The organism is Streptomyces sp. NPDC028289 (genome assembly GCF_055565975.1).
In genome coordinates this window covers 94637-118167 of sequence record NZ_JBVHTI010000010.1, presented here as the reverse complement: position 1 = coordinate 118167, position 23531 = coordinate 94637, and the positions used below count along the sequence as shown (strand labels likewise).

Here is a 23531-nt window from a genome sequence, read left to right as displayed (position 1 = left end):
CACCCGCTCAGAACACCACCAGCGCCCGGCCGCCCTTTCCGGCCAGCATGTTCTCGAAGGCGACCGGGATGTCCTCCAGGGCGATCCGTTCCGTCACCAGCGCGGTCAGGTCCAGGCGGCCGGCCCGGACGTGCTCCGCGAGCAGTGGCAGGTCGCGAGCCGGGTCCGAGTTGCCGTAGACGCAGCCGGAGAGGGTGCGGCCCCAGTGGAAGAGCTCCAGGGCGTTGAAGGTGACCTGTTCGGTCTTGGCGCCGATGCCGACCACCGTCGTACGGCCGCCCCTGCGGGTGGACTCCCAGGCGGCGCGGATGCTGACCGCGCGGCCCACGCACTCCACGGCGACGTCGACGCCCTGCCTGCCGGTGAGGGCGCGGATCGCGCGAGGCGTGGTGTCGGAGGCGACGACGTAGTCCGTGGCGCCCGCCGCCCGCGCCAGCCCCTCCTTCTCCTGCGAGACGTCCACCGCGATGATCCGGGAGGCCCCCGCGATCCGGGCCGCCTGGACGGTGGCCAGGCCCACCCCGCCGACGCCGAACACCGCCACCGTCTCGCCCTCGCGGACGCGTGCCGAGTGGTGGACGGCGCCGTAACCGGTGAGGACCGCACAGCCGAGGAGGGCCGCGTCGGTGAGCGGGATGCCCGCGGGCAGCGGGAGGACGCAGGACTCGGCGACCACGGTCTCCTCGGCGAAGGCCGCCACGTTCAGGCCGGGGTGCAGGTCGGTGCCGTCCGCCGTACGGGCGTAGACGTCGGCGGAGCCGTTCAGCGCGTTGGCGCAGAGCCAGATCTCGCCGAGTGCGCAGGCGGGGCAGCTGCCGCAGGAGGGCGCCCAGTTGAGGACGACCGGGTCGCCGGGCGCGAGACGGGTGACGCCCTCGCCCACGGCCACCACTGTGCCCGCGCCCTCGTGGCCGAGGACCGCCGGGACCGGGACCCGCATGGTGCCGTCGGAGAGGGAGAGGTCGGAGTGGCAGACACCGGCGGCTGCGAGCCGGACCCTGACCTGTCCGGGGCCGGGGTCCGGGAGTTCGATCCCGGTGACCGACAGCGGGGCGCCCACGGCGGGCAGTACGGCGGCTCGGACCGTGAAAGTCATCGCGGCGACCTCCTCAGAACTGCAGGGACTTGGTCTGGAGGTACTCGGCGAGGCCGTGCGTGCCCAGTTCGCGGCCGACGCCCGACTGCTTGTAACCGCCGAACGGGGCGAGGGGGTTGAAGCGTCCGCCGTTGATGTCGACCTGCCCGGTGTCCATCCGCCGGGCGAAGGCCACCGCCTCCGCCTCGTCCCCGGCCCAGACGGCGCCCGCGAGCCCGTAGACCGTGCCGTTGGCGATGCGCAGGGCGTCGTCCTCGTCGGTGTAGCGCAGGATCGACAGGACAGGGCCGAAGATCTCCTCCTGTGCGACGGTCATCTCGGGGGTGACGTCGGCGAAGACGGTCGGGCTGACGAAGTAGCCCTGTTCGTGCGGGGATTCGGGGCCGCCCGCGACGAGCCGGGCGCCCTCCGCGACGCCCTTCTCGATGTAACCCCGCACCCGCGCCTGCTGTTTGGCACTGACGACCGGCCCGATCCGCTCGCCGTACTTGGCGGCCGCCGTGGCCGCCAGCTCCACCGCCGCCTCGTACTGGTCGGTGTGCACCAGCATCCTGGTCCAGGCGCTGCACGTCTGGCCGGAGTTGGACATCACGTTGGCCACGCCGACGTTGACGGCCTTGGCGAGGTCGGCGCTCGGGAGGATGACGTTCGCGGACTTGCCGCCCAGTTCGAGAGCGACCTTCTTCACGGCGGCCCCGGCCACCGCGCCGATCTGCCTGCCGACGGCCGTGGAGCCGGTGAAGGAGACCAGGTCGACGCCCGGGTGCTCGGCGAGGGCCTGCCCGGCGACCGGGCCGAGGCCGGTGACCAGGTTGAACACGCCTGCCGGGAAGCCCGCTTCGTGCACCGCCTCCGCGAACAGCTGGGCGGTGAGCGGGGTGTTCTCGGCGGGCTTCAGCACGACCGAGCAGCCCGCGGCGAGCGCCGGGGCGACCTTGGCGACGATCTGGTGCAGCGGGTAGTTCCAGGGCGTGATCGCGCCGACCACGCCCACCGGCTCCTGGTAGACGGTGGAGTTGCCGACCTTCTCCTCGAAGGGGTGGGTGGCCGCCAGTTCGGCGTACGAGCCGGCGACCGCGATCGGCACGCCCGCGTGGACCGTCTGGGAGAACTTGAGCGGTGCGCCCAGTTCGGCGGTGACCGTCTCGGCGATCTCGTCCTTCCGGGCCGCGAGCGCGTCGCGCAGCGCGCCGAGCCGGGCGGCCCGCTCGGCCGGCGGGGTCGCGGCCCAGACCGGAAGGGCGGCACGGGCGGCGCGTACGGCGGTGTCGACGTCCAGCGCGCCGCCCGCCGGGACCCGGCCGACGACCTGCTCGTCGACGGGGTTCACGACCTCGATCACGTCCCGGCTCTCGGCGGCGCGCCAGGCGCCGTCGATGTACAGGCCGTCGTGTGCCTTCATGCTGCTTCCTCCCGGCGGGGCTGCGTCGTCCGAGTCACAAACTAGCGGCGATAGTTTTAGCGCGCCAGACGCGCCCCGGGACACACGTCGGGACCATCAGAAGTCGACCTGGGCGTGTTCGTCCACCCTGCCCACGCTCTCCTGCGCGAAGGCCTTCTCGTAGGCCCGCCGGATCTCCTCGATCTTCCGGTCGCTGCCCCTGGCCGCCGATTCCGGGTACAGCAGGACCAGCACGTACGACCGCTCCTTCTCGATCGTCCCGTGCGCGTCCCGCCACTGCCCCCGCCCGCTCTGCACGGTGAGCCCGTCGGGGAAGTCCGGGGTGACTTCCCTGTCGACGAAGGCCGTGAACTGCCGGTCGGTGACGGCGGGTCCGCCGTCCGGGCGGGCGGTGCCGAAGAGCAGCCGGGTCTCGATGTACGGCCTGCCACGCGCCGGGGCGGCGGGATGGTCGTCGGCCAGCGCCGTGTACGCGGTCGGAGCGCCGGCGAGCAGGATCCCGGCCACGGCGAGGGCCGACCGGTTGCGGAGGGGTTGAGTGGGCATGCCCCCTTCCTAGAGGGATTGTCCCCCGAAGGCCCCCGCTTCCCGCCCGAGTTCACTCGTCCAGGTCGAACCGCGGCCCCCGCCCGGTCACTTCGTCGCGGTCAGGTGGGCGAAGACCACCACGTTGCTGGTGTAGCCCGTCCGCCGGCTGAAGAGGCCGCCGCAGGTGATCACGCGGAGTTCGGGACGCCGGGTCGGGCCGTACACCTCCCTGTCGGGGAAACCGGCCTTGTCGTAGACCTTCACCCGGTCCACCGTGTACACGGCGGTACGGCCGTCCGCACGCCCGGCCTCGATCCGCTTGCCCGGCCTGATCTGGGCGAGCGCCGCGAAGACGGCGGGTCCCGTCCTGGTGTCGCGGTGGCCGACGGCGATCGCGAGGCCGGACTCGCCCGGCGTGGCGCCGCCCTGGAACCAGCCGATCAGCTTCGGGTCGTCGACCGGCGGTGTCTCCAGCTGCCGGCCCCGGTCGAGCCGGACCCCGGTGACCGGCGCGTCGACACCCAGGAACGGGATGCGCATCGACGTCGGCCGGGACCGGGACAACGGGCGGGGCGGGGGCCCGGACTCGGCCACGCCCGGCCCGGACGCCGCCACAGCGTCCGACCCGTCCGGCGCGGCCGACCCGTCCTGCCCCCACCACCGGACCACTGTCACCAGGACGATCGCCAGCAGGGCCGTCCTGGCGAGGCGGTAGGCGCGGGTCCGGTACCAGGGCCTGCGTCTGCGCCTACGCGGCGCCATTGGGCCGGCGGCGGATCAGCCGGACGTACACCACACCGCTGGCCGCGACCAGGGTGACGGCCGTGGCCGCGGCCACGGGCGAGAACGCGGCCGCCGTGTCGGCGATGCCGCCGCCACCCGCGTGCACACCGCCCTGCGGGCCGTTGTGGTCACCACCCTCCCCCCAGGAAGAGTCGCTGCGCTGGTTGTCCTGGATCTGCCCGTTCGGACCGTTCTGGCCATTCTGGTCGTTCGGGCCGCCGTTCGGGCCGCCGTTCGGGCCGTTCTGGTCATTCGGACCGTTGGGGCCGTTCGGACCGTTCTGGCCGTTCTGGTCCTGCGGCCCGTCCTGCCTGCCGTCATGGCAGTTGACCCGGAAGACCTTCTCCTTCCGGGCGCCGTCCACGATCCACGTGAGCCTGTACTGCCCGTCCGCCAGCCCCAGCGGGTCGGTGTGACCGGCGCCTCCGGCGAGCTGGATGGAGCCGGCGACGGTGGCGGCGGTGGGCAGCGGGGGCTGCGGCGTGATGGTGTAGCCGATCGAGGTGAGGATGTCGAAGTTGACGGCGTCGAGGTAGAACTTGCAGACCAGCGGGTCGTCCTTCGAGACGCCGAAGGGCACACCCACACGGTGGAGCCTGATGTCGCCGTTCTCCCCTTGGGCCGCCGCGTTCGGCGCCGCCACCCACGACGCACCCGCCGCGGCGAGGGCGGAGAGGACGACGGTGGCGCCCGCACGGGAACCGGCGGTGCGCGGAAGTGTGAGCGTGACCATGCAAGCTCCTCCGAGTTAGATGATTTTCATACAAATCGGCCTTTCGTCTGGACTGTCACTCATGCACTCCACGACCCGCGGCATCCACGTCCGACGCGCCGTCAGATATCGCTCGTGCGGCGCAACGCCCGGCCCTTTCGCCGCGTCGACGGCACCGCACCGGCGCCCTCGCCCCGCCCCACCGCCCCCGGCGAGCGCACCGCCACCCCCGCCGACACCAGCAGCAACGTGCCCAGCATCACGAACGGCGCGGCCACCCCGGCCACTCCCGCCAGCAGCCCCGCCCCGGCCGGCGCGGCCACCTGGCCCAGCCGGTTGCCGGTCAGCCGCAGGGCGAGCGCCGTGGAGCGGGCGCCCTCGGGTGCGGCCTGGACGACCGTCGTCATCGACAGCGGCTGTCCGACCCCCAGGCAGAAGCCGAGTGCGGCGAGCATCAGGGCCAGCACCCACACCGGCGCCGGCACCGCGATCCCCGCGCACAGCGCGGCCGCCAGGAAGCAGGTCACCGTCAGCAGCACCGGCCGCCCGAGCAGCCGGAGCAGCGGTGTGAGGACGAGCCGGCAGGCGATCGTCGCCCCCGCCCGCACACTGAGCAGCACGCCGATCACGGCCGGGGAGATGTCCCGGTGCTCGCCGACCACGGGAAGGTACGCGGTCAGGATGTCGGTCGCGGACAGCACCGAGAGGCTGATCAGCATGCCGGCGGGAACGCCCCGGGCGCGCAGGATGCGGCCCACCGGCACCCGGTCCCCCGCCGCCGGACGGGACTTGACCGCGGTGCGGTCCTCGATGCGCCACAGTGACGTGAACGCGACCGCCGCCCCCGCACCCGCCACCACCAGCGCGAGCGCACTCGTCCCCGCCATGTCCGGGCCGCCGATGACCGCACCCGCGGCGATCGGCCCGACCAGCTGGCCCAGCGACGCGCCGATGGTGAAGTGGCCGAAGTTGCGGTCCTGTTCGTGCGGTGCCGACTGGCGGGCCACCAGCGACTGCGCGCCGATCACGAAGCAGAGGTGGCCGAGGCCCATCACCCCGCTCCACAGGGCCATCGCCCAGAGGGAGCCGGCGACTCCGCTGAGCGCGCAGCCGCCGGATATCAGGACGACGCCGACGGGCAGCAGGGGTGCGCAGCGGCCGTGGTCGGTGCGGCGGCCGAGCGGTACGGCGGCGAAGAGCGGGAGCAGGGCGTAGACACCCGCGAGGACGCCGACGGCCCGTTCGTCCGCGCCGAGGGCGAGTGCCCGGTAGGAGACGGCGGGGCGGGCCATCGACACCGCACTCTGCGCGAAGCCGAAGGCGATGACGAGGCGGAGCAGCCAGCGGCGGTTCCTGCCGGGCGCCATGGTGAACCTCCCAGTGGTATGTCACATAGTTCCCGGCGGTACCGTGTCATACAGCTCCCAGTGCTATGTCACATGGTCCCGAACAGGATTCCTGCCCCGAGCACCACCACCGATGTCAGCGCGGCCCACTTCACGACGAACCGCGTGTGGTCGCCGAACTCGACCTTGGCCATGCCGACCAGGACGTAGACGGCGGGCACGAGCGGGCTGGACATGTGCAGCGGCTGGCCGACGATCGAGGCGCGGGCGATCTCCACCGCCGGGACGCCGTGGGCCTGGCCGGCCTCGGCGAGGACCGGGAGGATGCCGAAGTAGAAGCCGTCGTTCGACATGAAGTACGTGAGCGGAATGCTCAGCACGCCGGTGACGAGGGCCATGTGCGGGCCCATGCCGTCCGGGATGTTGCCGACGAGCCAGTCGGCCATGTGGTCGACCATGCCGGTGCCCTGGAGGACGCCGGTGAAGACGGCGGCGGCGAAGACCATCCCGGAGACGTTGAGGACGTTCTCGGCGTGCGCGGCGATCCGGGCCCTCTGGGCGGGCATCTGAGGGTAGTTGACGGTCAGGGCCAGGGCCGCGCCGAGCAGGAACAGCACCGGGATCGGCAGCCACTCCATGATCATGGCGGTGAGCAGGGCGACCGTGAGCAGCGCGTTGAACCAGTAAAGCCTGGGCCGCAGGGTCTCGCGGTGCGGGTCGAGGCCCTGGAAGCCGTCGTCCGCCGGCTCGCCGGGAAGGTCCGCGCCGGTGCCCGAGCCCGGACCGCCGGTGTGGGAAGGGGCCTTGCCCACGCCCACGAGAACCGTCTCCGGCTCCTCGACCAGCACCTCGTCCAGCGTCAGCACGCCGAGCCGTGTGCGCTCGCGGCGGCCGAGGACGTAGGCGAGGGCGAAGACGAACAGCAGGCCCGTGGCCAGTGCCGGGATCATCGGCACGAAGATGTCGCTCGCGTCCAGCTTGAGCGCGGTGGCGGCACGCGCGGTGGGGCCGCCCCAGGGCAGGGTGTTCATCACGCCGTTGGCCATCGCGGCGACCCCGGTCATCACGACCAGGCTCATCTTCAGGCGCTTGTACAGCGGGTACATCGCCGAGACGGTGATCATGAAGGTGGTGGAACCGTCGCCGTCCAGCGAGACGATCGCGGCGAGTACGGCCGTGCCGACGACGATCCGCAGCGGGTCGGCCTTGCAGAACCTCAGGATCCCCTTGACGACCGGGTCGAAGAGGCCGACGTCGATCATCACGCCGAAGTAGACGATCGCGAACATCAGCATCGCCGCGGTGGGCGCGAGGCTGGTGACGCCGTCGATGACGTAGTCGCCGAGGTGGGCGCCCTTGCCGACGGCCGCGCAGAACAGCGCGGGGATCAGCACGAGCGCCGCGATCGGCGACATCTTCTTCAGCATGATCAGGACCAGGAAGGTCGCGATCATGGCGAAGCCGAGGATGGTCAGCATGAGTGGATCACCTAACGTTCGCCCTTGAACTCCCACCAGGGCCGGCGGTGCGACGACGTTAGGTCGCGTCAAACGTCCTTAACAAGACGTTGACACGCGAGCAATAAGCGCAAAACTCCAGGTCACAGGGTTGCGGTCACCTCGATGGGGATGCCGTTGAGCACGGCGTTGCCGGACAGCGGGTCGAGCAGGCTGCCGTCGAGGAGCTGGTTGACGTTGACGCCGGGGGCGGTGGCGGCGTGGCTGAGGCGGGTGCCGGGGCGGTCGTGGCCCCAGCCGTGCGGCAGGCTGACGACTCCCGGCCGGACGCCCTCGGTGACCTCGGCGGGGGTGACCACCTCGCCGCCGGCGCCCTTGACGCGGACGTCGGCCCCGTCGCGCACGCCGAGCCGTTCTGCGTCCTCGGGGTGGATGTGCAGGGTGCAGCGGTTGGAGCCGCCGGTGAGGGCGGGCACGTTGTGCATCCAGCTGTTGTTGGAGCGCAGGTGCCGGCGGCCGACGAGGACGAGCGCCGCGGGGCTGGTGCCGAGGGCCGCGCGCAGCCGGGGCAGGTCGTCGGCGATCGGCCGCGGCAGGAGTTCGACCTTGCCGCTCCTGGTCTTCAGCGGCTGCGGGAGGCGTGACGTGAGGGGGCCGAGGTCGATGCCGTGCGGGTGGGCGAGCAGGTGCTCCAGGGTGAGCCCGCCGGGCCGTACGCCGAAGCCGTCGCCGTAGGGGCCGAGGCGCAGCATCAGGTCGATCCGGCGCTCGGGCCCGCTCTCCCCGGTGAGCAGCCCGGCGAGCTCCTGCGGGTCCCGGCCGTGCACGGGCGAGTGGGGCTCCTTGACCGCTTTCCCCAGGGTCTGGCCGATGACCATGTCGTCCACGGCGGACGGTGTGGCGCCGTGCATGCCGCCGGCCGCGAGGACCAGCCGGGCCAGGATCTCGGTCTCCGCCATCCTGCCGGGCTCCAGCGGGACGGCGGGGCGGGAGTAGCGGACCTGGTTGCGCACGGCGAGGGTGTTGAAGGCGAAGTCGTGGTGCGGGCTCTGCGAGGGCGGCGGCGGGGGCAGCACGACGTCGGCGTGGCGGGCGGTCTCGTTGAGGTAGGGGTCGACGCTGACCATGAAGTCGAGGGAGTCCAGGGCCTTGTCGAGGCGGTCGCCGTCCGGGGCGGAGAGGACGGGGTTGGTGGCGACGGCGATCAGCGCCCGGATGGGCTCGCCCTCCGCCGTCGCGGTGTCGATCTCCTCGGCGAGCGCGGAGAGCGGCAACTCGCCCTTCGCCTCGGGGTGCCGGCTGACCCGGGAGTGCCAGCGCCCGAGCGCGAAGCCCCGGCCGGGACCGGCCGGTCGCGGGGTCCGGTCGGTGGCGGCCTGCGGGAAGAGCGCGCCGCCGGGCCGGTCGAGGTTGCCGGTGAGGATGTTGAGGACGTCGACGAGCCAGCTGGCCAGGGTGCCGTGCGGGACGGTGCAGCTGCCGATCCGGCCGTACACGGCGGCCGTCGGCGCGGCGGCGAGTTCGCGGGCGAGGACGCGGATGGTCCCGGCGTCGACGTCACAGGCGTCGGCGACCGCATCCGGGGTGAAGTCGCTGAGTTCGGCGCGGAGTTCGGCGAGTCCCTCGACGTGCGGGGCGAGGCGGCCGAGGTCCGCCAGGCCCTCCTCGAAGAGCACTTGGGCCATCGCGGCGAGCAACAGGGCGTCGGCACCGGGCCGGATGGCGATGTGCCGGTCGGCGAGCTTGGCGGTGCGGGTGCGGCGCGGGTCGATGACGGTGAGGGTGCCGCCGCGGGCCCTGAGCGCCTTGAGTTTGCCGGGGAAGTCGGGGGCGGTGCACAGACTCCCGTTGGACTCCAGGGGGTTGGCGCCGATGAGGAGGAGGTGGTCGGTGCGGTCGAGGTCGGGCACCGGTATGGCGTTGGCGTCGCCGAAGAGCAGTCCGCTGGAGACGTGCTTGGGCATCTGGTCGACCGTGGACGCGGTGAAGACGCTGCGGGTGCCGAGGGCGCCGACCAGGACCTGCGGGTAGAGGCCGCCGGCCACGGTGTGGACGTTGGGGTTGCCGAGGACGACCCCGACGGAGTGCGGGCCGTACCGTTCGACGACGCCGCGGATCCCGGCGGCGACGGCGTCGAAGGCCTCCGTCCAGGTGGCCTCGCGCAGCTCGCCGTCCCTGCGGACGAGGGGGGTGCGCAGCCGGTCGGGGTCGCCGTCGACGGCGCCGAAGGAGGCGCCCTTCGGGCAGATGAACCCCTTGCTGAAGACGTCCTCGCGGTCACCGCGGGCTCCGGTGACGCGGGTGCCCTCGATGGTGAGGGTCAGGCCGCAGGTGGCCTCGCAGAGGGGGCAGATGCGGAGGGCGGTGCGCGGCATGGTTCCTCCCGGGGGCGGCGGTGCCTTGGACGGTGAGCATACCGGGCGGTATGTCGCGTGGGGAGTCCACGGTGGGGGTGAGGTGGGAAGCCTGCGCGCAGACGGCAGGGTCGCGGCGCCGGCACCCAGCGGGGGCACCTCAGTCGAAGAGGATGACTCCGTTGCGGGTGCCGACGACGAGTTCGCCCCGGGGGCCGGCGGCGAGGGCGGTGCACGGGGAGGGGAGGTCCACTTCGCGGTGGACGACGCCGGTGCGGGTGCCCATGACGACCACCGCGTCCCTGCTCGCCACGGCGTAGCACTCGCCGTCCGGCAGCAGGGCGGCGTAGTCGACGTCCACTCGCGTGACGTGCTCGTGGGCCACGGGTGGCGGCGACGGCCGGCGGCGGTAGAGGCGGCGTCCGCCCGTGGCGGGACGATGCCGGGGCGGGCGCTCGCCCGGACCGGTGAAACGGGGCAGCAGGGACTCCCACGCGATGATGCGGGTGTGGTGCCCGCCGGTCAGCAGGAGTTCGTCGCCGCCCGGCCCCGTCAGGGTGAACGCCTCGGTCATGTCCAGCCCGTGCAGGACCGCCCAGCGCCGGGTCGACGTGTCCAGCACCCGTACGCCCACCCCTGCGACGTGGACCAGGACCAGCAGCCGGCCCGCGCAGCGCACCGCGCGCACCGCGCCGACCTCGGTCTCCTCCGCCTCGGCCAGACACGGTTGGTCGTGCCGGGGCCCGTGGGCGATGTCGTGGACGGCGACATGGAGGTCGGGCTCGGTGCCATAGAGCAGCGGATTGGGCCGCGCGTCCCAGACCGCCAGCGAGAGCAGCGCCTGGGCATCCGGGCCGTCCGGGAGCACGGCCAGCCGCACCCGTTCCCGGCGCTGGTGCGGTACGGGCGTGACCAGGGGCCGTCCCGCGGAGGCGACGGCTCCGCGGGTCCCGAAGTCCCAGTACTCCAGCAGGCCGTCGGTGCCCCGGGCGAACAGCAGCGGGCGGACCGGCCGGCGGGGCGACCGCCAGGCGACGGTGGCGAGTTGCTCCACCCCGCCGCCGCTGACCGGACGCAGCCGCCGCAGCAACGCCCCGGTCTCGCCGTCCCGTACCTGGAGCGACCCGTCGGCGCTGCCCGCGACGACCGCCAGGCCCCCGTCCAGCGCCACCGCCGCCACCGCCGCCACGGGCCGTACGGCGTCCAGCAGTTCCACCACGCGCCGGCCCTCGGGGGTCTCCCGCACTTGCCAGACCTGTCCCTGCTCGTCACCGCACAGCAGGCCGTCGCGGGTGGCGTACAGGGAGCCGACGGGCTGCGGCATCCGCCGCTCCCAGCCGTCGTCCAGGCACACCAGCCGGGAGTCCGTGCCGCAGCCGAAGAGCCGGCCGCCGGCGTGGGCGAGGGCGAGGACCGTGCCCCGGTGTGCGGCGCGGGCCGGTCCGAGCGGCCGGTACCCCGGCAGCGACCACTCCCGGACGGATCCGTCGGATGCGCCCGCCGCCAGCCGCCCTGTGCCGTCGGGGGCGAGGGCGAGCGCCGTGAGCCACACCGGCTCGGCCGGGGCCGGTCCCGACGCGTACATCCGCCCCGCACCCACGTCCCAGCAGAACATCCTGCCGGATCCGGTGCCGACGACCACCACGTCCCGGTCCCGGACCCGGCCCGCCGTGACGGCGGTGACGATCTCGGGAAGCGTGAACTCCTGCTCGGCCACCGGGAGTCCGTCCTGCAGCACGAGTACCGCGACCCGGCCACCATGCTCTCCTGTGACCACGTGGGACCGGCCGTCCGCCGTGTGTCCCACGGCGGCGCAGCCGATCAGCGGGACCTCCCAGGGGCCCGGGTCGAGGACCCTGCGGCGCCACAGCTCGTGCGGCCGGTCCAGGTCCCAGCAGCGGATCCGGGCGTCCACACCGACCGTGAGCAGCGCGGGCGCACCGCCCGGTCCACGGATCTCGCCGGCCGCCAGCAACGAGCCTTCGTGCGCGGTGATCTGCACCGAGTCGGCGGCGTGGACGGAGGGCCAGAACCGTACGACACCGTCGGAACCCCCCGCGCAGACCGTGCCACCCGCCGCACAGACGGCCGCGGCGGCGTGTCTGCGGACCTGGCCGCCCACGCGCTCCCCCGAGACCAGGTCATAGAGCTGGAGACCACTGTTGTTCCCCTGCACGGAGACACAGGCGGTGGGTCCGAGGTCGAAGGCGGCCACCCGGCTCGCGGTGCCGGCGTCGACCCGCAGGGGCAGACCGATCGGACGGCCGCTGTCCAGGTCGATCCGGTGCAGCTGGCCGTCGGCGGTGACCACGGCGACGATCCACTGCCGACCGACCCGGTGCACCGCGAAGGAGGCGACGGGGAAGGTGCTCCTCAACAGGGTCCGCAGCGGTCCGCGGGTGGCCACGGCGGACAGCCGGACCGTGTGGTCGTCGCCCGCGGTGACGAAGAGGCTGCCCTGCGGGTGGCCGGCCACCCACTCGATCCGGGTGACCGGCCCCTCGTGCCCGGTGTTCACCTCGACGCCCGATGTGCCGCTCTCCGCATCGAACGGCACCACCCGCCCGTCCTCGTACCCCAGCAGCAGCGTCAGGTCCGGCAGGCCCTCGGGCGCCGCGCACACGGTGATTCGGGTGCCCGGTCCCTCGGGCGTGAGGGCGAGGAGGAACTCGGCCGACAGTTCCTCCGCACGCTCCTCCCAGTTGCTGATCTGGAAGTCCCACAGTGCCCGGCGTTGTGCGCGCGTCAGCGGGGGGTGGGCGCGGGCAGCGCCGAGCCGATAGACGAGCAGCCCGCCGTCGAGCCGCAGTGCCGCCATGCCGGCCCGGCCGTCGGCCCCCGCGAGTACGGCCACTTCCGACGGCGGCTCCGGCAGGCGCCGCTCGGGTTCCGTGTCCGTCGGGCCGGGCGGAAGCAGCCAGGTCTGCCGCCCGAAGGTGCCCCACAGGTGGAGCAGGCGCGCGTAGTTCTTCGTGACGATCTTCTCGTCCTCGATCGCCAGGCGTGTGGTCCAGGTCAGGCCGGCCGCCGCGCCCTTCACCTGGGGTGTGGCCGTGATCGTCCACGCGTACGGGTCGCCCCGCTGCGGGTGCACCGCTTGCCAGGTGCCACTGTCAAGGTCGCACCACATCGCACCGTCCCAGGGCGACAGGTCCAGGAACCGGGCACCGTACCGCTCGGGCACCACCACCCCGTTCCCGACCCCGAACATCATCGCCGCGTACCGCCGGTTCCCTTCGTGCGGGTTCCACGCCGCCCAGCGTGCGCGCCACGGCAGCTCGCCCTCCCCGGTGTCGCAGGAGTCCGCCAGGGGCTGCGCCCTGCGGCACACCGCCGCCAGCCGCAGTTCGGCCCTGATCTGCGGGTCCGCGCCCGCACCCGCCCGGTCCCGCAGCCGCTCCTCCAGGTCGCGTATCGCCTGCCCGGCGCGGCGGCCCTCCCGGCTGCGGAGACCGGGCAGGGCGGCGAGCAGCGGGCCCGGCTCGGCGCCCAGCACGAAGGCCGCGTCCTGGACCAGGGGGTCGAGGACCCCGCCCGCGCCGGCGTGCAGGGCCAGGTACCGCCGGACGTAGGGGTGCTGGATGTCCCGCAGCACCTCGGTCACCGTACGCTGGATCGCCGCCGGGTCCCGCCCCTCGCGCAGGTACTCGATGAGCGCCCGGTGGTAGACGCGGTAGACCGACCCTCCGCTCTCGACGCTTTCCACCACGTACGACCCGGCCGCCTGCCGCAGCCAGACGATGTGCTCGTCGCTGTACTGCGTGCCGGTGAGCGCCGTGGCCAGCCGGGGCCAGATGCCGGCCCAGGGCAGGCCGGCGCCCTGGGCGTAGGCGAGCGGGAGGAGGAGGTCGCGGGCCCGGGCGGCCAACGGGCCGAGGCGCTGCACCAGATCGCGTTCCATCGCCTCACCGGGCAGCCGGGGGAGGCCGTCACGCCAGCGCGGGTCGTGCGGGTCCGGCGGCCGGGGTTCGCGGGCGATGGTGCGGGCGGTGATCCGGGCGACCAGGAAGGACCGGCCGGCGGCCGCCGCGACCGCCTCCGCGATCTCGTCCACCAACCGGGGTACGGCGGCCTTGAGAACCGAGCCGTCGGCGCACAGCAGCTTGCGGGTGTAGGCGCGGACGGCATCCGGGTCGCCGTACCGCTCGGAGTCGAGGTCGATGCGCGGGCCGACGGCGGCCAGACGTGCGGCGATGTGCGGGCGGGCGCCGATCAACAGGCGCAGCTGGAGGCGGCGTTCGGGGTCGGTGAGCGGGAGGAACAACTCGTCGACGGCCTCGTGCGGGGTCAACGCCTCGTCCAGCGAGTCGACGAGGACGACGAGCGGGCGGGTCCTGGTCTGGAGGTGCGCGGTGAGCGCCCCCAACGAGTCGGCGGCGCAGCCCGCGGCCGCCGACAGGGCGTCCAGGAGCTGGCGCGTGGAGAGATGGCTCGCGTTGATGCGGACGTCCACGTCGCCGGGACGGGGCAGCAGCGCGGGCAGCCCGGTGCGGGGTACGGACTCGTGGCGGTGGTCGTCGGTGAGGACGGCCACCATGCCCAGCAGCGAGGACTTCCCGGACCCGGGGTCCCCGGTGACCACGCACAGGCGTTCCCCGACCCGGCGCGGGTCGAGCCAGGTGGTGATGTCGCCCAGTGCCGCATGGCGGCCGGTGAAGTCCCAGACGTCCTCGGTGGGCACGTCGGTACCGCGGGCGCGGGGTACGAAGAACTCCCGCATGTCCTGGTCGCGGGCGCCACGTTCGCGGGCGCCGAGATCGACGATGCGGTCGATCTCCTCCAGCTTGAGCCCGGCGGAGCCGGGTACGTGCCGGGGGTTGGGGAGGAAGGCCGGGATGTCCCCGGTGGCGTGGGTGAGGGACCAGACGGGGCGCTGGGCGGCGGGAACCTCGGGGTCGCTGCGGATGGCCGCCATGACGTGTTCGAGACTGATGTGGGCGGGCGCGTGCCCGGCGGTGGCCGTACGGCGCACTGCCCGGTCGAAGGCCGCCGAAAGGGCCCCGGTGTACGCCTCCTCCTTGCGGCGCGAGGAGGAGACGAGGACCAGGCCGGTGGTCCCGTGCTCGGTGACCGGCTCCCGGAAGCGGCGGGCCTCCAGCGCACCGCGCAGCGCCCGGTCGGCCCCCTCCTCGGAGTAGCAGGCGTCGATCAGCACCAGGAGCCGCTCGACGGGAGTGTCCTCCCAGAGCTGGGCGACCAGGTCCTCGGTGGGCAGGGCGGTGCCGCGCAGATCCCGTGCGTCGCTGTCGTGCAGCAGCAGATAATGGCGTCCGCTGTGCTCGGCGGTGACCCCGTGCGTGGCGAGGTAGAGGACCACGTAATCCTCGGGACTGCGGTCCGGGGCGGTGGCGAACGCCCGTAGTGCGTCCTGGAGTTGGCGGCAGGTCGGGTCGAGGGCGAGATCCGTGCCCCGGCGGTAGCCGAGCGGTCCGAGGAAGAGTTCCTCGATCCGGTGCACGTCGTCGGCGAGTTCCGCTCGCTCCGCCTCGGGATGCGCGGCGACGGAGGTGACGGCGGCGGCGATGAGGAAGCGGCGCGAGGTGCCCGCCACCGGGCCGTCCGTCGCCTCAGCGGGGCGCGGTGCCGCGTCCATGGCCCACCCACCGGCGTCTGGCGCTCATACCCCGGCCTCCCCCGTCTCCCGGCACCCCTCCTCCACCGCGCGTCCCGCCTCCGCCGTGTTGAGATACCGCGTCGCGTCATGGGCCCGTGCCCCGTTGTGGACCACCTGACACCTGACCCGCTCGCCGAACAGCGGCCGCAGGTCCTTCACCAGGGCGACGACGTCCCCGGCGTCCGCGAGATTGGTCCACTGCCGTACGGAACCCGGCCAGTCACCAGGCGATCCGGCGGGGCCGGTGCGCAACCGGTCGAAGACCAGGTTGCGCACACCCAGCGGCGAGCCCAGCGTCAGCAGGGCGCGCACCGGCCAGTCCGGACGGGCGCACAGCGCCTCGTAGGCGACGACGCTGCCGAGCGAGTGGCCCACCACGACCCGGGTGCGCTCGGTCACCGCGTCGGCGACCCGCTGCTGGACGGCGTCCCGCAGCGCCGGATCGCACAAGTACCCGCGCACCTGCCTGAGGTCGAGTACGAGACCGCGCAGGGCGACGCCGGCGAAGAAGCGGGAGCGGCTGAGGGCGTTCAGGGCTCGCTGCACGGCCTGGGGGGTGCGGGCCAGGGTACGGGCGTCGGGCGGCAGTACCGTGCCGTCCGTCCGGGCCGCCTCCGCCCACCATGCCAGCAGGAGTTCGGTCTCGAAGCCGTCCGCGACGTCGGAGGCGTCGAGGGGCGGATCGGTGAGTGCGAGTGTGCGTCCGGGCGGCCGGAACAGGTCGCCGTAGAAGACGCAGCGCACATCGTCCGCAGCGAGGTCGGTCACGGCTCCGGCACGGATCAGGCCGTCGCAGAGGGCGGGGTGCCATGCCCCGTGCAGCTCCCGCTCCCCCGTGTGCTGCCGGCCGATTCCATGGATGCAGACCACCCGAGCCATACGTCCCCCCGTGCGCGACCCCAGCGTGCACTCAGACTAGCAACGGGAGTTCCTCCGGGACCTGTTCAGTCCAGCACCCGCCCCAGATACGCCCGCAGCAGCTCCCGCATCTCCCTGATGATCTCCTCGTCGCCCTCCGGGTCCACCCGGAAGGACAGGTGGACCAGGGTGTCGGCGGTTTCCACGGCCACCAGGAAGGTGCGGCGCAGGGCCTCGTCGGGGGTGCGGCCGAGGTAGCCGGCGAGGAGGTCGGTCAGGCGGTCGGCGACTCTGCGGTTGGGTTCGGAGTGGCGGGCGCCGACCGGGATCTGGTTGCCGAAGTCGACGAGGGAGAAGCCCGGGGCGGTGCGCTTCATGGCCAGGTACTCGTCGAGCACCGCGTCCATCGCGGTCCGCCAGTCGCCCTTCGCTGCCTCCTTCAGCCGCTCGGTGACACGCTCGGTGAAGCGCTCCAGGTTGCGCTGGGCGAGGGCGTCGGCCATCTGTCGCTTGTTGCCGAAGAAGCGGTAGACCGAGCCGATGGGCACCCCGGCGCGCACCGCGACGGCCCGGGTGCTCAGCTCGTCGTAGCCGACCTCGTCGAGGAGGTCGGCGCAGGCGTCGAGAATCCTGGTCAGTCGTTCGGCGCTGCGGCGCTGTACGGGCGCTTTTCGGAGCGAGGTCGCTGGGGGCACGGGCTTCATGATGCCTTTCCGTAGGGATCAGGTGAACCTCGCCCCCCAGTACGTGGACGGATGGCCCATGCACTCATCCGGCGGCCGCCCCGGTCGTACCGGTAGCGGTCGGTTTCGCCGTCTCCGCACCGGAGGCCGTGACATCCGCCGTGCTCTCCACCGGCTTGCCGTGCACGGCCCAGACCGTGCCGTCGTCCGCGTAGAGCCGGGCGGTGATGTGGTGGGTGCCGTGCGGGACGAGGCCGGCGGACAGGTGGTAGACGGGGGTGCGTAGCCGCGTCACCAGGCCGCCGTCCACGAAGAGGTAGGCGAGCCCCCGGCCGGCGACCGCCTTCGCCGCGGTGCCCGCCCGGGAGAACCGGAAACGGTGCACGTCGAGCCGTACGTCCCAGCCACCGGACGCGTCCGGGGTGACCACCGTGCCCACCTCGGGCGCCTGTCTCTTGTCCACCTCGCGGTAGTGGCGTCCGCTCTCGTCGGTGTCGTCGAGGATCTTGCCCACCGGTGAGGGCGACCCCGTCCCCCGCTGCCCGTGCACCGTCCCGGTCCCGCACCCCGCCGCGGCGACCAGCAGCAGCACGCAGACCGCGAGCGCACCCGGCAGTCCACGCGTCCACGACATGCCCGGGAGCGTAGAACAGCACGCCGCGGACCGGATCCCCCTGAAGTCGGGTTCTCGCCATACACCGCCGGGATGATCCCGGCCCTCTTGCACCCGTCTCCACGCAATCCTACGGTGATGCATAGGAATCGATGGCACGCAGGTTCAGGGAGCGATCATGAGCGATGGGGGCACCTCCCGCGCGAGCGCGTTCGAGCGGGAGCGCGGGGAAGCGCGGAAGACCGCCGAGGGGCTGGCGTACCTCTCCGGGTTCGGCAACGAGCACTCCTCGGAGGCGGTGCCCGGCGCCCTGCCCGAGGGCCGCAACTCCCCGCAGCGCGCCCCCCTCGGCCTGTACGCCGAGCAGCTCAGCGGTACGGCCTTCACCGAGCCGCGGGCCCACAACCGCCGCTCCTGGCTGTACCGGATCCGCCCCTCGGCCGCCCACCCGGCCTTCACCCGCGCCGCCGGCAACGGCGGGCTGCGCACCGCCCCCTTCACGGACACCACCCCGGACCCGAACCGGCTGCGCTGGAACCCCCTCCCGCAGCCCTCGCCCGGCACGGACTTCCTCACCGGCCTGTGGACCCTGGGCGGCAACGGCGACGCCACCCAGCGCACCGGCATGGCCGTGCACCTCTACCACGCCGACGTCTCCATGGAGCGGGTCTTCTCCGACGCGGACGGCGAGCTGCTGATCGTCCCGGAGCACGGCGGACTGCTGCTGCGTACGGAGTTCGGCCTGCTGCATGTGGAGCCGGGACATGTGGCGCTGATCCCCCGCGGGGTCCGCTTCCGTGTGGAGCTGCTGGATGACACGGCCCGGGGTTATGTGTGCGAGAACTACGGCGCGCCCTTCCGCCTCCCCGACCTCGGCCCGATCGGCGCCAACGGCCTCGCCGCAGCGCGGGATTTCCTGGCCCCCGTCGCCGCCTACGAGGACGTCGAGGGCCCGGTGGAGGTGGTCAACAAGTTCTGCGGCAACCTGTGGACCGCCACATATGACCACTCCCCACTGGACGTGGTCGCCTGGCATGGCACACATGTGCCGTACGCCTATGATCTGCGCCGTTTCAATGTGATCGGCAGCATCTCCTACGACCACCCCGATCCGTCGATCTTCACGGTGCTGACGTCCCCGTCCGACACTCCGGGACTGGCGGGTGTCGACTTCGTGGTCTTCGCGCCGCGCTGGCTGGTGGGCGAGAACACCTTCCGGCCGCCGTACTTCCACCGGAACGTGATGACCGAGTACATGGGGCTCGTCGAGGGCGCCTACGACGCGAAGACCGCCGGAAAGGGGGGCTTCGTGCCGGGCGGCGGGTCGCTGCACAACATGATGTCGGCGCACGGTCCGGACCGGGAGACGTTCGACCGGGCGAGCGCGGCCGAGCTGAAGCCCCAGAAGGTGGACGACGGCCTGGCCTTCATGTTCGAGACCCGCTGGCCGGTGACGCTCACCCCGCAGGCGGCGACCGCCGGACACCTCCAGCAGCGGTACGACGACGTGTGGCAGGGCCTGGAACGGCACTTCCGCCCCTTGCACTGAAAATCCCTCACCGGTACGGATGGCCCGTGACCTCCTTCGCCCCGGACTCCATCGTCCTCAACCGCAAGCTGCCGCTCTGGTACCAGGTGTCGCAGTCGCTGCGCGCCTCGATACTCGGCCGCTCGCCCCGGGACCCGCTCCGGCTGCCCACCGAGGAACAGCTCGCGGAGCACTACGGAGTCAGCGTGCTGACCATGCGGCAGGCGCTGAAGGAGCTGGAGGACGAGGGCCTGATCAGCCGGCACCGCCGCCGGGGCACCTTCATCGAGCCGGACGCCCGGCGCGGCACCCCGGTACGGCTGCTGGGCTCGGTGGACGCGATCGTGGCCCAGCAGTCGGGGATGACGGCGGAGCTGCTGGAGCACGGCACGGTGCCCGTCACCGGCGAACTCATCGAGTACTTCCCGGATCTCGCCGAGGTGGCGACGTACCACCGCCTGCGCAGTGACGAACAGACGGGCGAGCCCACCAACCACGCCCGCAACCACGTCCGCCCCGAACTGGCCGACCGCATCGATCCGGAGGACCTGTCCCGCTGGCCGATGACCAAGGTGCTCCGGGACGTCGTCGGCGCGGACATCAGCCGCATCACGGACACGGTGGCGGCCCGGCTGGCCGACCCGGAGACCGCCCGGCTGCTCCAAGTCCCGCTCCTCAGCCCGATCCTGCACTACACGGGTGTCACCTACGACACCGCAGGCCGGGTCCTGGACCTGGCGGTCATCCACTACCGCGGCGACCGTTTCTCCTTCACGGTCACGCTCGACGCCACCTGAAGTCGTCGTACGATGCCGGGCGTGACGCACGACGACGCTCCGCTGCTGGCGGACCTCATGCCGTGGTCCGTCGCACCACTGCGGCTCGGCCGGGGGTGGCCGACGGCGCCCGACCCGGCGACCCTGAAGACCCGCTGGGACGCCCTCCTCAAGGCCGAGGGCCCCGACCGGGAGACGTTGTTCGAGCCGACGCGGGCCCGGACCGTCCACTCCGCGGTCGCCCAGCTCCCCGGCCAGCCCAGCGGCACCGGACCGCTCGCCGACGCGTCGGGCCCCTGCCCGGCCCCGGTCCGCGTCCTGGCCGCCCCGTTCGACGAACAGTGGCTGATCCCGGACCACCGCCTGATCGACACCGCCCGCCCGGAGTTGTGGCGGGTGGCGGACGACCACCAGGTCTTCGCGGTGGAGTCGGCGGAGGGCGTGCCCCTGCTCGCGACTTCCCTGCTCCCCACCCTGCGTGCGGGCCGTATCCGCCCGCTGTACCGCCGCCCGGGCGGCGCCGAGCCGAACCTGGCGCCGGGACTGCCGGAACACCTGGCCGACCGGCTGGGCCGGGGCGTCGCCCCGCTGGACGTACTCGCCTGGGCCCTGACCGCGATCCGCCCGGACCGCACCCTCCCGCTCACCGACGACACGGAACTCTGGGAACAGGGCGTGGAACTCGGCCACCGGGCACTGTGGCTGCTGCGCCGCGACGGCGACCGTCCCAAGCTCCCGGGCGGCCGCCGCCCGTACGTCCGGGCCCCGCTTCCGGCCCGCCCCCTCACGATCCTCTACGACCCGGAGGAGGAAGCCCTCCACCTCGACGAGGGCCGCATCTCCCCGGTCCCGCCGGAGGCGTGGGACTTCAGGACGGGCGAGGTACGGGTCCTGGAGGCATGGTTCGCGGCACGAACGACGGAGCCGACGGAACCGGGAACCCTGGCGGCGATTACCCCGCCGGCCTGGTCCCAGTCATGGACCTCGGAACTGCTGGAACTGATCACGGTCCTGGCCCTGCTGGCCGACGTCCGCGCCCAGCAGGCCACCCTGGAGATCAAGACGCGGATCACGGCGGCAGACCTCATGACAGCGGGCGTACTCCCACCTCCGGGGACAGCCCGCAAACCAGCCTCGATCCTGGAACACACGGAAGAAGGCCCGGCGGGTCAACTAACGCTGCTGTGACGTACCCAGGGGCGCTGGGGGTACTCCCGGCCGAAGGCTGGGGGAGGAACTGCGCGACAAGCCCCCACCGACCCGCAGGCTACGACGTCGCGAACCCGTCCAACACCCTCTCCACCGCCCGCCGGAAAACCCCCTCCATGTCAACCGGCCCCGCATCCCCCGCAAACGCCGCGGCCATCCGCGGATACGCCCCCGAGGCGATCTGCCCTCCGAGATAGGCGAGCCGCGCCGCGTTCTCCCGCTCCTCGGACCAGGGCAGGTTCCGCACCCGTTCGGCCGTGTCGATCTCGTTCCGCACATAGGTCGTGACCACACCGTTCACCATGGCGATCAGCTCGAACTTGGTGCCGTACGACACGTCCAGCGGATCCAGGCAGGCCAGACAGTGCTCCAGATAGCGCAGGGCATGGGGGCTGAACCCGTAGACGGGTGACATCAGACGCGGCACCCAGGGATGCCGGCGCATCAGATCCCGCGTCTGCTCGGCGACCCGCATCATGTCGGCCCGCCAGTCCCCCGTCGGCTCCCACAGCTCGTGCTCCGAGCTGGCCGCGTCAAACATCAGCTCGTACAGGTCCTCCTTGCGGGGGACGTGGTTGTACAGGGACATCGTCCCGCACCCCACCCCGGCCGCCACATGTCGCATCGACACGGCGTCCAGCCCCTCCGCGTCGGCGATCCGCACCGCGACGGCAGCGATGTCGGCGCGCGTGAACGTCGGCTTCGGCCCTCGCCCCGTGCGCTCCGGGCGGGCCCAGATCACCCCGGGTTCGGCCCCTCGGACTGCCATCGATCATCACCTCGCCCCCCATGCTAGTTACGTACACCGTACGTAGTGCGCTATGGTCGGCCCATGACTACTACGTACGCTGTACTTAGTGAAGGTCTGGAGAAGCGCTTCGGCACGGTGTCCGCGCTGCACGGTCTCGATCTGGCCGTCCGGCAGGGCACGGTCTGCGGACTGCTCGGACCGAACGGGGCCGGGAAGACCACGGTCGTACGACTGCTGGCCACCCTCCTCCGGCCCGACGCGGGCTCCGCCCGCGTCGCGGGGCACGACGTGGTCCGGGACCCGGCGGCCGTGCGCCGCAGCATCGGCGTCACCGGCCAGTACGCCTCGGTCGACGGCGATCTCACCGGCCGTGAGAACCTGCGCCTCTTCGCCCGGCTGCTCCGGGTGCGGAGGCCGGACGACCGCGCGGCCGAACTCCTCGGCCGCTTCGGTCTCACCGAGGCGGCCGACCGCAAGGCGGCCACCTACTCCGGCGGTATGCGCCGCCGCCTCGACCTCGCCGCGAGCCTGGTCCGCCGTCCCGCCGTGCTCTTCCTCGACGAGCCCACCACCGGCCTCGACCCGGCCGGCCGCAACGGCATCTGGGAAGCGGTGCGCGACGTGACGGCCGAGGGCACGACGGTGCTGCTCACCACGCAGTACCTGGAGGAGGCCGACCGGCTCGCCGACGACATCGTGCTGATCGACCGGGGCCGGGTGGCCCACACCGGCTCTCCCGCCGAACTGAAGGCACTCATCGGCTGGTACGCGCAGGCGGTGGTCGCCGACCGGGACGCGCTGCCGCACGCGGCCGCGGTTCTCGACCGGCTCACCGGCAGGGAGCCGCAGTTCGACCACGACCGGCACACCGTCGGCGCCGTCACCACGGACCCCACCCTCACCCTCCCCCGCCTGGTGCGCGAACTCGACGCGGCGGGTGTCCCGCTGCTGGACGCGAGCCTCAGACCACCGACCCTCGACGACGTTTTCCTCCGACTGACGGGAAGTCCCGCATGAGTGCGCTCGTGTACGAAGGTGTTGCGATGACGGGCCGGCAGCTGCGCCGGGTCCGCAACAGCCCCGGCCTCGCGGTCCTCACCCAGCTGATGCCGGTCAACATGCTGCTGTTCTTCGGCTACGTCTTCGGCAGCGCACTGACGATGCCGGGCCCGGAGTACCGCTCGTTCCTCGTCCCGGGGCTGTTGGTCGCGACCGCGGCCGGCGGGGTCATGACCGGGATGTTCCAGGCCGCTCAGGACACCCACCGAGGAGTGACGGACCGCTTCAGGACCATGCCGTTGAGCCGGGCCGCGGCACCGCTCGGGCAGGCGGTGGCCGACCTCGTCGTCACCACGGCGGGTACCGTGCCCCTGCTGCTGGTGGGGCTCGCCGTGGGCTGGCGCGTCGAGGGATCGGCGGCCGCGGCGGCCGGCGCGGTGGGCCTCCTGCTCCTGTTCCGCTTCGCCTGCACGACCGTCGGCATCCACCTCGGCCTGCTCACCCGCAGCGAGGAGGCCGCCGGTCAGCTCGGCGCGTCCACCTTCGTGCTGCCGCTGCTGTCCAACGCCTACATCCCCACCGGCAACCTCCCGGGCTGGCTGCGCACGCTCGCCGAGTGGAACCCGATCAGCGCGGTGACGACCGCCCTGCGCGACCTCTTCGGCAACGCTCCCGTACCCGCCGGCGCGGCCTGGCCGGTGGCGCACCCCGTCGCGGGGTCGCTCGCCTGGAGCCTGGTCCTCATCGCCGTCTTCCTGCCCCTCGCCGTCCGCCGGTACGGGCGCTACTGACAAACCCGCCGGTCACCGGACATGATCCAGC

At 72.8% G+C, this 23531-nt stretch carries 18 protein-coding genes; 5 read left to right on the top strand and 13 right to left on the bottom strand.

All coding sequences use genetic code 11. The annotated features are described in order from the left end of the window. Positions 1-7: 7 nt before the first annotated feature. From ACZ4UV_RS42940 to ACZ4UV_RS42885, 12 genes are all read right to left on the bottom strand, one after another. Positions 8-1096 carry a Zn-dependent alcohol dehydrogenase gene (locus ACZ4UV_RS42940; RefSeq protein ID WP_451020993.1) on the bottom strand — a complete coding sequence of 363 codons (1089 nt, stop codon included), beginning with the start codon at positions 1094-1096 and terminating at the stop codon, positions 8-10. 13 nt (positions 1097-1109) lie between these two features. Continuing rightward, entirely contained in the window at positions 1110-2498 is a 1389-nt protein-coding gene (locus ACZ4UV_RS42935; protein ID WP_451020992.1) for an aldehyde dehydrogenase family protein, read from the bottom strand. A gap of 96 nt (positions 2499-2594) precedes the next feature. Continuing rightward, positions 2595-3044 (bottom strand): DUF3574 domain-containing protein, encoded by a 450-nt coding sequence (locus tag ACZ4UV_RS42930; RefSeq protein WP_467845740.1) that lies wholly within the window; start codon positions 3042-3044, stop codon positions 2595-2597. 87 nt (positions 3045-3131) lie between these two features. Next, positions 3132-3788: a class F sortase gene (locus ACZ4UV_RS42925; protein ID WP_467845733.1), complete on the bottom strand. Its 657-nt coding sequence runs from the start codon at positions 3786-3788 to the stop codon at positions 3132-3134. Continuing rightward, a complete protein-coding gene (locus tag ACZ4UV_RS42920) occupies positions 3775-4542 on the bottom strand; it encodes a hypothetical protein (RefSeq protein WP_467845729.1) in 768 nt (255 codons plus the stop codon). The genes ACZ4UV_RS42925 and ACZ4UV_RS42920 overlap by 14 nt, the downstream gene beginning before the upstream one ends. Positions 4543-4643: 101 nt before the next feature. Beyond that, the gene (locus ACZ4UV_RS42915; protein WP_467845725.1) at positions 4644-5888 is read right to left on the bottom strand and encodes an MFS transporter; all 1245 of its coding nucleotides are present in this window, start codon (positions 5886-5888) and stop codon (positions 4644-4646) included. A gap of 68 nt (positions 5889-5956) precedes the next feature. Further along, on the bottom strand, positions 5957-7345 hold the full coding sequence (locus ACZ4UV_RS42910; RefSeq protein WP_467845720.1) for a CitMHS family transporter: 1389 nt from the start codon (positions 7343-7345) through the stop codon (positions 5957-5959). 122 nt (positions 7346-7467) lie between these two features. Beyond that, a complete protein-coding gene (locus ACZ4UV_RS42905; protein ID WP_467845714.1) occupies positions 7468-9699 on the bottom strand; it encodes a molybdopterin oxidoreductase family protein in 2232 nt (743 codons plus the stop codon). A 139-nt stretch (positions 9700-9838) separates the two neighbouring features. Then, a complete protein-coding gene (locus tag ACZ4UV_RS42900) occupies positions 9839-15271 on the bottom strand; it encodes a caspase family protein (RefSeq protein ID WP_467845709.1) in 5433 nt (1810 codons plus the stop codon). A 24-nt stretch (positions 15272-15295) separates the two neighbouring features. Then, entirely contained in the window at positions 15296-16171 is an 876-nt protein-coding gene (locus ACZ4UV_RS42895) for a hypothetical protein (protein ID WP_390046088.1), read from the bottom strand. A 65-nt stretch (positions 16172-16236) separates the two neighbouring features. Next, entirely contained in the window at positions 16237-16854 is a 618-nt protein-coding gene (locus tag ACZ4UV_RS42890) for a TetR/AcrR family transcriptional regulator (protein WP_467845703.1), read from the bottom strand. 64 nt (positions 16855-16918) lie between these two features. Next, positions 16919-17467 carry a hypothetical protein gene (locus tag ACZ4UV_RS42885; RefSeq protein WP_451022403.1) on the bottom strand — a complete coding sequence of 183 codons (549 nt, stop codon included), beginning with the start codon at positions 17465-17467 and terminating at the stop codon, positions 16919-16921. Between the two features lie 157 nt (positions 17468-17624). On the opposite strand from ACZ4UV_RS42885, the gene hmgA reads away from it, so the two are divergent. The 3 genes from hmgA to ACZ4UV_RS42870 are packed head-to-tail and all read left to right on the top strand — an operon-like array spanning position 17625 to position 20938. Then, entirely contained in the window at positions 17625-18995 is a 1371-nt protein-coding gene (gene hmgA / locus ACZ4UV_RS42880) for a homogentisate 1,2-dioxygenase (protein ID WP_467845698.1), read from the top strand. A gap of 26 nt (positions 18996-19021) precedes the next feature. After that, a complete protein-coding gene (locus ACZ4UV_RS42875) occupies positions 19022-19771 on the top strand; it encodes a GntR family transcriptional regulator (protein WP_390046080.1) in 750 nt (249 codons plus the stop codon). Positions 19772-19783: 12 nt separating this feature from the next. Beyond that, the gene (locus tag ACZ4UV_RS42870) at positions 19784-20938 is read left to right on the top strand and encodes a type ISP restriction/modification enzyme (protein WP_467845694.1); all 1155 of its coding nucleotides are present in this window, start codon (positions 19784-19786) and stop codon (positions 20936-20938) included. Between the two features lie 79 nt (positions 20939-21017). Here the strand turns inward: ACZ4UV_RS42870 and ACZ4UV_RS42865 are convergent, their stop codons facing one another. Next, positions 21018-21728, bottom strand: coding sequence for a TetR/AcrR family transcriptional regulator (locus ACZ4UV_RS42865; RefSeq protein WP_451022419.1), 711 nt, complete (start codon positions 21726-21728; stop codon positions 21018-21020). A 63-nt stretch (positions 21729-21791) separates the two neighbouring features. On the opposite strand from ACZ4UV_RS42865, the gene ACZ4UV_RS42860 reads away from it, so the two are divergent. Further along, positions 21792-22727 carry an ATP-binding cassette domain-containing protein gene (locus ACZ4UV_RS42860; RefSeq protein ID WP_351488442.1) on the top strand — a complete coding sequence of 312 codons (936 nt, stop codon included), beginning with the start codon at positions 21792-21794 and terminating at the stop codon, positions 22725-22727. Continuing rightward, positions 22724-23500, top strand: a complete 777-nt coding sequence (locus tag ACZ4UV_RS42855) for an ABC transporter permease (RefSeq protein WP_451022420.1) — start codon at positions 22724-22726, stop codon at positions 23498-23500. The genes ACZ4UV_RS42860 and ACZ4UV_RS42855 overlap by 4 nt, the downstream gene beginning before the upstream one ends. Positions 23501-23531: the final 31 nt, after the last annotated feature.

Excerpts from the sequence above, each read along its gene's own strand:
- ACZ4UV_RS42935 (WP_451020992.1), bottom strand. The coding sequence starts at position 2,498 with ATGAAGGCACACGACGGCCTGTACATCGACGGCGCCTGGCGCGCCGCC.
- ACZ4UV_RS42940 (WP_451020993.1), bottom strand. The coding sequence starts at position 1,096 with ATGACTTTCACGGTCCGAGCCGCCGTACTGCCCGCCGTGGGCGCCCCG.
- ACZ4UV_RS42895 (WP_390046088.1), bottom strand. The coding sequence starts at position 16,171 with ATGGCTCGGGTGGTCTGCATCCATGGAATCGGCCGGCAGCACACGGGG.
- ACZ4UV_RS42905 (WP_467845714.1), bottom strand. The coding sequence starts at position 9,699 with ATGCCGCGCACCGCCCTCCGCATCTGCCCCCTCTGCGAGGCCACCTGC.
- ACZ4UV_RS42930 (WP_467845740.1), bottom strand. The coding sequence starts at position 3,044 with ATGCCCACTCAACCCCTCCGCAACCGGTCGGCCCTCGCCGTGGCCGGG.
- ACZ4UV_RS42860 (WP_351488442.1), top strand. The coding sequence starts at position 21,792 with ATGACTACTACGTACGCTGTACTTAGTGAAGGTCTGGAGAAGCGCTTC.
- ACZ4UV_RS42920 (WP_467845729.1), bottom strand. The coding sequence starts at position 4,542 with ATGGTCACGCTCACACTTCCGCGCACCGCCGGTTCCCGTGCGGGCGCC.
- ACZ4UV_RS42885 (WP_451022403.1), bottom strand. The coding sequence starts at position 17,467 with ATGTCGTGGACGCGTGGACTGCCGGGTGCGCTCGCGGTCTGCGTGCTG.
- ACZ4UV_RS42870 (WP_467845694.1), top strand. The coding sequence starts at position 19,784 with ATGCCGGGCGTGACGCACGACGACGCTCCGCTGCTGGCGGACCTCATG.
- ACZ4UV_RS42915 (WP_467845725.1), bottom strand. The coding sequence starts at position 5,888 with ATGGCGCCCGGCAGGAACCGCCGCTGGCTGCTCCGCCTCGTCATCGCC.
- ACZ4UV_RS42925 (WP_467845733.1), bottom strand. The coding sequence starts at position 3,788 with ATGGCGCCGCGTAGGCGCAGACGCAGGCCCTGGTACCGGACCCGCGCC.
- ACZ4UV_RS42890 (WP_467845703.1), bottom strand. The coding sequence starts at position 16,854 with ATGAAGCCCGTGCCCCCAGCGACCTCGCTCCGAAAAGCGCCCGTACAG.
- ACZ4UV_RS42900 (WP_467845709.1), bottom strand. The coding sequence starts at position 15,271 with ATGGACGCGGCACCGCGCCCCGCTGAGGCGACGGACGGCCCGGTGGCG.
- hmgA (WP_467845698.1), top strand. The coding sequence starts at position 17,625 with ATGAGCGATGGGGGCACCTCCCGCGCGAGCGCGTTCGAGCGGGAGCGC.
- ACZ4UV_RS42910 (WP_467845720.1), bottom strand. The coding sequence starts at position 7,345 with ATGCTGACCATCCTCGGCTTCGCCATGATCGCGACCTTCCTGGTCCTG.
- ACZ4UV_RS42865 (WP_451022419.1), bottom strand. The coding sequence starts at position 21,728 with ATGGCAGTCCGAGGGGCCGAACCCGGGGTGATCTGGGCCCGCCCGGAG.
- ACZ4UV_RS42855 (WP_451022420.1), top strand. The coding sequence starts at position 22,724 with ATGAGTGCGCTCGTGTACGAAGGTGTTGCGATGACGGGCCGGCAGCTG.